The sequence below is a fragment of the Pseudoalteromonas sp. UBA2102 genome (genome assembly GCF_002331165.1).
Taxonomy (GTDB): domain Bacteria; phylum Pseudomonadota; class Gammaproteobacteria; order Enterobacterales; family Alteromonadaceae; genus Pseudoalteromonas; species Pseudoalteromonas atlantica.
Map to the genome: position 1 here is coordinate 47,023 of NZ_DCYU01000023.1, position 7,525 is coordinate 54,547.

Here is a 7,525-nt window from a genome sequence, read left to right on the forward strand (position 1 = left end):
GTAATGCGGGCTATATAAATCGATATACTGCGCTGAGTCACGATAAACGAGCTCATCTGGCGCACTAAAGAGCACCAACCCCGTGGCTACACAACCAATTAAAAGAAACTCCCCTGCCCTTTTTACAAGCAGTTGATTATTACTTTGCAAATATTTTAGAACAAACCAGCCAGATACACCGTACAAAAATAAAATGTCGCCAGCCCAAAGTAAAAAACCATGTACCAAACCAAAAATGATAAGCCAATGCAATCGCGCTTTTAAAGGCGCTGTTGATTTAACTTTTTGCCACTGAATATAAAGCCCTGCCCCAAACAGTAAGCTAAACAGCGTTCTAAATCGGCCATCAACAAAAAAAGTACTCACAGCATGGATAAGGGTGTCGCTAAAAGGCGGGGTAGATAAAGGAATATAGCTATAATCCATTAAGCCAAACGCATATCCATTCATATACACTAAGCAAAGCACGGCAATGCCGCGAATAAAGTCCATATTATAATTTCGCATAATGAGCGGTTACTGTCCTTTAACTATTATTTTTATAATTATCTGCCCAATCTACGGCTTGATTATATAACCCTGGCAGCACATCACTTTTAACATTAAGTAATATAACGGCTTTTTCTAATGTCCACCAGCTACCTGTTTCGTACGCTTGTACTACATTTAAAATATAATATAGGGTGTTTTTTTCGTTTAGTAATGCCGCTTTAATATCATCAGGAAAAGGTAATTTTTCGACTAATAAACTCATAGGTTGATCGAGTATGGCATCTAGTAACGAAAACAAGCCGGTTAAAAACGCCTCACCCGCCAACGATATAGACACCTGCTTTGCTATTAGCTCACAAAAGCGTGCTCTAACTACACACACTTGCATTAGCTCTGCTGGCTTTTTACCCGCGGTGTGCGCGGTAACAATTAAACTAACAAACTTTTTTAAACGCTCATGCCCTAAATACACTAACGCCTGCTTAATAGATGATATTTTACTCTGAATAGGAAAAACACCGCTGTTAATTAGCCGCATAAGCTTATAAGCCAAGGCCGCATCGGCTTCAAATAACGCACTAATTTGCTTTATATCTGGGCTTGGTTTCATTACTTGCGCGTAAATAGCCACAACTAACGCATAGTTATAATCAATGTCTTGCTGTTCGTGCATTGTGGGCTTGGCAAAAAAGTAGCCTTGAAAGTAATCAAACCCCATTTTATGTGCTTGGTGATAATCGGCTTGGGTTTCTATTTTTTCTGCTAATATTTTTATTTTTTTATGCTGTTTTAGTTTTTCTACAATCTCAGCAATATCTGATAAAGGCGTTTGCGCAATATCAAATTTTACTAGCTTAATAAACTTTAAAAATCGCTCCCATTGCTCGTTATAAACAAAGTCATCTAATGCGAGTTTATAGTTTTTATGAAAAAGCTCTCTGCAAAGCTGATAGTTATCGTCGGTGGGTTCAATGGTTTCAAGCAGCTCAATGACCACATCTTTGCAGGGTAAAAAGTCACATAAATTGTGCTTTAAAGAGTCAGGGCCTATATTTATCAGTGCCGTTTTACCGGAGGTGATGTGGCGTGTGCCTAAATTAAGCTGGTTTTCCATTATTAGGCGAGCAGTTGCTTGACCTTCTTCTATATCGGGGAAAAAGTTTTCAGCACTATTACGAAATAAAAGCTCGTAAGCAACTACATTTTGCTTACGATTGAATATTGCTTGCCTTGCAACAAATACAGACACATTACCTACTTCTTATTTATATACTCAAACTAAGTAATTAATAGCGTAAATAGGTATAAATGTCACTTCTACTGCGTTTAATTTTAATGATTTAGCAATACATGCTTGAAATATAATCAGCAGCGACCGTTTCCCACGAAAAACGTGCTCCTTTAGCATTAGCTGTAATGTTACTCCATTGCTTAGGATTTTGCTGTTTTAGCGTAAGGGTTTCAGTTAAGCATGTCATTAACCCATCAACTTGCTCATCCAACGAGCCGCCAGAAAATGCAAAGCCATTGTTGTTGTGGCTTACGGTGTCTTTTAAACCGCCAACACTGTGTACTAAACAAGGTTGCCCTGCGCGCATAGCAAGCATTTGACTAATTCCGCATGGCTCGAACGAGCTTGGCATTAAAAATAAATCCCCAAGCTCATATAGGCTATCGCCAATACCTTGCCCATAACCTTTTAAAAACAATAAGTTTGCATTACGTGCCATGGCCTTGGTGAAAATGCTTTCAAGGGCTTTGTCACCAGAGCCTAAAATAATAAGACGACCGTTAAAACGGTTAATTATTTCACACACTTTATCAAGCGCTAATGCATTACCGTATTGTTGGCAAAGTAATAACACCTTTTGCTCGGTCAGCCTGCCAACACTTGTTACAAGGGGCCCATCTATTGGCGTGTTTTTAAACTGCAGCATGCGCTGATGCGCCACATAGTAGCTCGTTTCAAGCTGCTCATGTTTTGCCATCCAGTTAAATAAAGTATGTTCAATACGCTCATACAAGAGCGATAAAGTAACTTGCTTAGGGTTTTGCTCAGGGTATTCACAGCCATTTAATATTCCCACCACCTTGCCTTGAGCCGATTGATTTTGTAAATCAAGCTCTAAGCCTTCTCCACCAAAAAAACCTTGCTGATAATTACTCGGCTTTAGTACCTCAGTACTGTAAGTAGGTGAGACTAAATGAACTTTATCTGCCAAATTTATAGCACTGCGCATAGGGTTAAAACAGTGTGGGTAACGAGGATCGCACAAATGTTGCCCGTTATAACCTAACGACGGAAACCAAGCCTCCAAACTCGAGTCGTCGTGTTTAAAAGGCCTGATCCCTTGCAGTGCTAAATTATGAACTGTATAGGCAATATGTAAATTAGCGAGGGTATCGTAGCGTTTATCAAATTTTAATAATACGGTGACACACGCGCTATGCCAATCGTGTAAATGCAGTGCTTGAGGGCGCGTTATTAAACCCTGTAGCAGCGCTTCACATAGAGCGGCACTAAATAATGCATATTTTGTTGCATCAGTAGCAAAAGGTCGCCCGGGTTCGTCATTGCAATACACCGAACCCGATTGGCTAAACAGTGGGTGCGAAATAACAAATTGATTAATGTGTGTGTTGTCATCACTTATTTTAAATAAAGATAATACCTGTGGCTGCGCTCTAAATATAACAGTGACATCACCTATATATTCACGTTGCAATTGCTCAAACCCATAATCAGGAATAACAACATCTACGCTCACGCCTTGTGCTGCCAGTGCTTTTGGGGCATCTCTGACTACATCTGCTACCCCGCCCACTTTAGCGTTTGGTAAAGCATCGTTTTCTGCGGCAACCATTAATACATGCATTTATTTACTACTTCCTTAACCTTTGTTATTCGCATCCGATTTTAAGCGAACTTTTTATTTTCGTGTGCTTGACGTTCAAGCTTTTTAGCAAGTTCCGTGAGCATATCACGGGTGACTAATACGATGCCTTTTTTAGATACCCTAAAGCCATTTTCTTCATCGGCTTTTCTATCGTAGCCAATTTCAAGCCCTGCGGGTATTTCACAGCTTCGATCAATTATGGCTCGCTTAATTTTACAATGACGATTAATGAGAGCTCCGGGTAAAATTACTGATTGCTCTATTTCGCAAAATGAACGCACGTGCACGTTTGAAAACAGCAGTGATTTTCTAACCACTGAGCCCGATACAATACACCCTCCTGATACCGTTGAGTCTACCGCCATACCGCGTCTATCTTCATCATCAAAAATAAACTTAGCCGGTGGCAACTGCTCTTGATAGGTCCAAATCGGCCAGGTTGGATCGTATAAATCTAGCTGTGGCTCGGGCATTACCAATTCCATATTGGCTTCCCAAAACGAGTCTAACGTTCCTACATCGCGCCAATAAGGTTGCCCTTCTTGCATGGGATCTCTAAACGGAAACGCATACACACTGTGCTCTTCTATAATTGCCGGAATAATATCGTGCCCAAAGTCGCGGCCAGAACCTTCATTTTCAGCATCTTTTTTTAGCTGCTCAAATAAAAACTCAGTATTAAACACATAGTTGCCCATAGAGGCTAAGCAGGTACCTGGCTTACCAGGGACAGAGCTGGGGATCGAAGGCTTTTCATCAAAGCGACATACCCGATTTTTTTCATCAACGGTCATTACCCCAAAGGTATCTGCAGCCTCTTCAACAGGTACTTCAAGGCAACATACTGTCATGTCGGCGCCTTTTTGCACATGCTCGGCTAATAAAGCGCCGTAATCCATTCGATAAACGTGATCGCCTGACAAAATCATCACATATTTTGGCAGTTCGTGGCGAATAATATCCATGTTTTGAAAAACCGCATCGGCAGTCCCACAATACCACTCATCACCATTACGCTGAGATGCGGGTAAAATTTCAACCGACTCCCCCAGCTCCTTTTTAAAATGGCCCCAGGCGCGATTAACATGGCGAATCAAAGAGTGCGATTTATATTGTGTGGCTATGCCTACACGCCTCACACCCGAATTGATACAATTTGATAATGGAAAATCGATAATACGGTGCTTACCGCCAAAATAAACAGCGGGCTTTGCGCGCCAATCTGTCAATTCGTGTAAGCGTGAGCCGCGTCCACCAGCCAGTATTAACGCGTACGTATCTCGGGTTAAGCTACTTATGTAACGATTTGCATAACTAGGCATAATACTCTCTCCGTTTAGTCTGTGCTCTTAGTGGCATGGCTCGTAGTTGCGTGTAAGTCTGTTTCACTAATAGTTAGGGGGGTTAGGTGCCAAATATCTTCACTGTATTGGCTTATGGTTCTATCGCTTGAAAATATGCCGCTTGCGGCCGTATTTAAAATACTCATTTGCGTCCAATGCGTTTGGTCTTGATACGCAGCCTCTACCTGCTTTTGCGCTGCCACATAGCTTTCAAAGTCATGTGCAACCAACCACGGATCGTGAGGGCTTTTAATAGCATTAATAATGTCGTCAAATAAATTAGGCTCAAACAGGTTAAATTGCCCGCTTTCGAGTAACTGCATTACATGGCTTAGGTCGCTGTTTTGCTCTATTAAATGTGAAGGGTTATATCGTGATTTAATATCATCAATTTGATGAGCCTGCGCACCAAACAAAAAGAAGTTATCAGCGCCAACAGCGTCTCTAATTTCAATATTCGCCCCATCTAACGTGCCAATAGTAAGCGCACCATTCATCATAAACTTCATGTTACCAGTGCCTGATGCTTCTTTACCTGCGGTCGATACTTGCTCTGATAAATCGGTTGCAGGGCAAATAGTTTCCATGGCGGTCACATTATAATTTGGCAAAAACGCAACTCGTAAATAAGGCGCTGCAAGTGGGTCTTTATTAATAACCTCAGCTACGTTATTAATTAGCTTAATTATTTTTTTAGCCATGTAATAACCAGGGGCGGCTTTACCCCCTAGTAGCACACAACGTGGTACTAAGTTTGTGGTATCGCCTCGGCGTATACGGTCATATAAATGAATAACATGAAGTACATTTAATAACTGGCGTTTGTATTCGTGAATACGTTTAACTTGTACGTCAAACATCATCTCTACATCAAAATCAACACCACAGCGCTCTTTCACTAAATCGACGAGACGTTGTTTATTTTCGCGTTTAACATTTTGCCATTGCTGATGAAACGCAGTGTCGTCGAAGTAGCGGCGTAATTGGCTTATATCTGCAAAATCGCTAACCCATTTTGAGCCAATTTTTTCTGTAATTAAATGACTTAAGGCCGGGTTGCAGTGTGCTAACCAACGCCTTGGGGTAACCCCGTTGGTTTTATTATTAAACTTGTTAGGCCAAAGCTCGTAAAAGGTTTTAAATAGCCCTTCTTTTAAAAGTTGGGTATGTAGTGCGGCCACACCATTTACCGAATAGCTACCCACAATCGCTAAATAAGCCATGCGTATTTGCGGCACGTCGCCTTCTTCAATTAACGAAAGCGCGCGCTGTTTACTTGCATCGCCTGGCCAATGCTGTGCCACTTGCGCTAAAAAGCGGGCGTTTATTTCATAAATAATTTCTAAAATTCGCGGCAATAGTTTCGCAAAAAGCGGCACTGACCATTTTTCTAATGCCTCTGGCAATAGCGTGTGGTTAGTGTAAGCCATTGTGCTGGTTGTAATTTCCCACGCGTTATCCCAATCAAGCTCGTAGTCATCAACTAAAATGCGCATTAACTCTGCCACGGCAATACTTGGGTGCGTATCGTTTAATTGAAATACATGATGTGCAGCAAAGTCACTAAAGTCTTCGCCGTATTGTTCAACCCATTGCGATACGATATCTTGAATACTCGCTGATGATAAAAAGTACTGTTGGCGCAATCTAAGCTCTTTACCATTTTCACTGCTGTCATTTGGGTAAAGCACCATTGTGATTTGTTCTGCTAGGTTTTTTTGCGCTACCGCTTCTGAATAACTACCCGCATTAAACTCGGTTAAGTTAAATTCGTCGGTCGCTTCTGATTTCCATAGCCTTAGCGTATTAACAATGTCGTTTTTATAACCAGGAATAGGCACATCATATGGCACAGCTAATACGTCGTGACAACCAACCCATTGACGGTGTTCGCGCCCATGTTTATCGGTATAACTTTGTACGTGCCCAAAAAACTTCACTCGTTGTGATTGCTCAGGCGCGGCAAGCTCCCACGGGTGCCCCTCACGAAGCCAGTTATCGGGTTGCTCAACTTGGTGGCCATTTTTTAATGATTGGTTAAACATACCGTATTCGTAGCGAATACCGTAACCAACCACGGGAAGCGCAAGGCTTGCACAACTATCTAAAAAGCAGGCAGCTAAACGCCCAAGGCCACCATTACCTAGCCCTGCATCGTGCTCTGCCTGGGCTACGGTTTCAATTGTGGTGCAATACTCTTGCAGTGCATTGGAGACTTGCTCGTCTAAGTCGAGATTTAAAATTGCATTACCAAGTGCTCTACCCATTAAAAACTCTAGCGATAGGTAAGCTGTTTTACGGCGTTTTTCTTGCTTGATTTGTTGTTTGGTTTCTCTGCAACGTGCAACCAGCCGATCTCTGATTGTCAGCGCAAGCGCATGATATAAATACAGTTGCGACTCACCCACTTTGTCACGCCCTAAACTGTAATAAAAGTGCCGAGTTAAATCATCTTTTAAAGTGCTTTCATCAATTACAGGGCCTTCTTGCCACCCTTTTACCACACACACATTTTCGTCTTGCTTAGACATGACCATCGTCCTCTAAATTTGCACTAAAAACCCAGCTGCTTTGTGCTGAAATTTCGACTATTGCATCCTCTTTACTACTCACCGATGCGTTATGTACACTTGATAAAACCATGTCCCATTGCGCCGCGATAGGCGATGGGGGTAACTTACAAAAAACTGTTTTTTTACTCGCATTTAAAATGATTAATAAGGCGTATTTATTTTGCTTATCTAACAAGCTATACATTAAAAACTGGCGCTGTGGCTCGTGCCAATGCTCGTT

The 7,525-nt window shown here is 41.7% G+C and carries 5 protein-coding genes and 1 pseudogene; all 6 read right to left on the bottom strand.

The window, feature by feature from the left end:
- The coding region (locus B2R65_RS02540) for a DUF418 domain-containing protein (RefSeq protein ID WP_476748305.1) at positions 1 to 507 on the bottom strand (507 nt) is incomplete at its 3' end.
- Positions 508 to 526: 19 nt separating this feature from the next.
- On the bottom strand, positions 527 to 1,741 hold the full coding sequence (locus tag B2R65_RS02545; protein WP_286740791.1) for an EAL and HDOD domain-containing protein: 1,215 nt from the start codon (positions 1,739 to 1,741) through the stop codon (positions 527 to 529).
- Between the two features lie 91 nt (positions 1,742 to 1,832).
- Positions 1,833 to 3,368, bottom strand: a complete 1,536-nt coding sequence (locus B2R65_RS02550; protein ID WP_286740793.1) for a glycogen synthase — start codon at positions 3,366 to 3,368, stop codon at positions 1,833 to 1,835.
- 41 nt (positions 3,369 to 3,409) lie between these two features.
- A complete protein-coding gene (gene glgC / locus B2R65_RS02555) occupies positions 3,410 to 4,711 on the bottom strand; it encodes a glucose-1-phosphate adenylyltransferase (protein ID WP_004586432.1) in 1,302 nt (433 codons plus the stop codon).
- 14 nt (positions 4,712 to 4,725) lie between these two features.
- Positions 4,726 to 7,263: a glycogen/starch/alpha-glucan phosphorylase gene (locus B2R65_RS02560; RefSeq protein WP_096042961.1), complete on the bottom strand. Its 2,538-nt coding sequence runs from the start codon at positions 7,261 to 7,263 to the stop codon at positions 4,726 to 4,728.
- A pseudogene (locus tag B2R65_RS02565) lies at positions 7,256 to 7,525 on the bottom strand (glycogen debranching protein GlgX); the annotation flags it as partial. The gene B2R65_RS02560 and the pseudogene B2R65_RS02565, both read right to left, overlap by 8 nt.

What these genes read in the sequence shown, in the direction of transcription:
- B2R65_RS02550 (WP_286740793.1), bottom strand. Translation starts at nt 3,368, where the DNA reads ATGCATGTATTAATGGTTGCCGCAGAAAACGATGCTTTACCAAACGCT.
- glgC (WP_004586432.1), bottom strand. Translation starts at nt 4,711, where the DNA reads ATGCCTAGTTATGCAAATCGTTACATAAGTAGCTTAACCCGAGATACG.
- B2R65_RS02560 (WP_096042961.1), bottom strand. Translation starts at nt 7,263, where the DNA reads ATGTCTAAGCAAGACGAAAATGTGTGTGTGGTAAAAGGGTGGCAAGAA.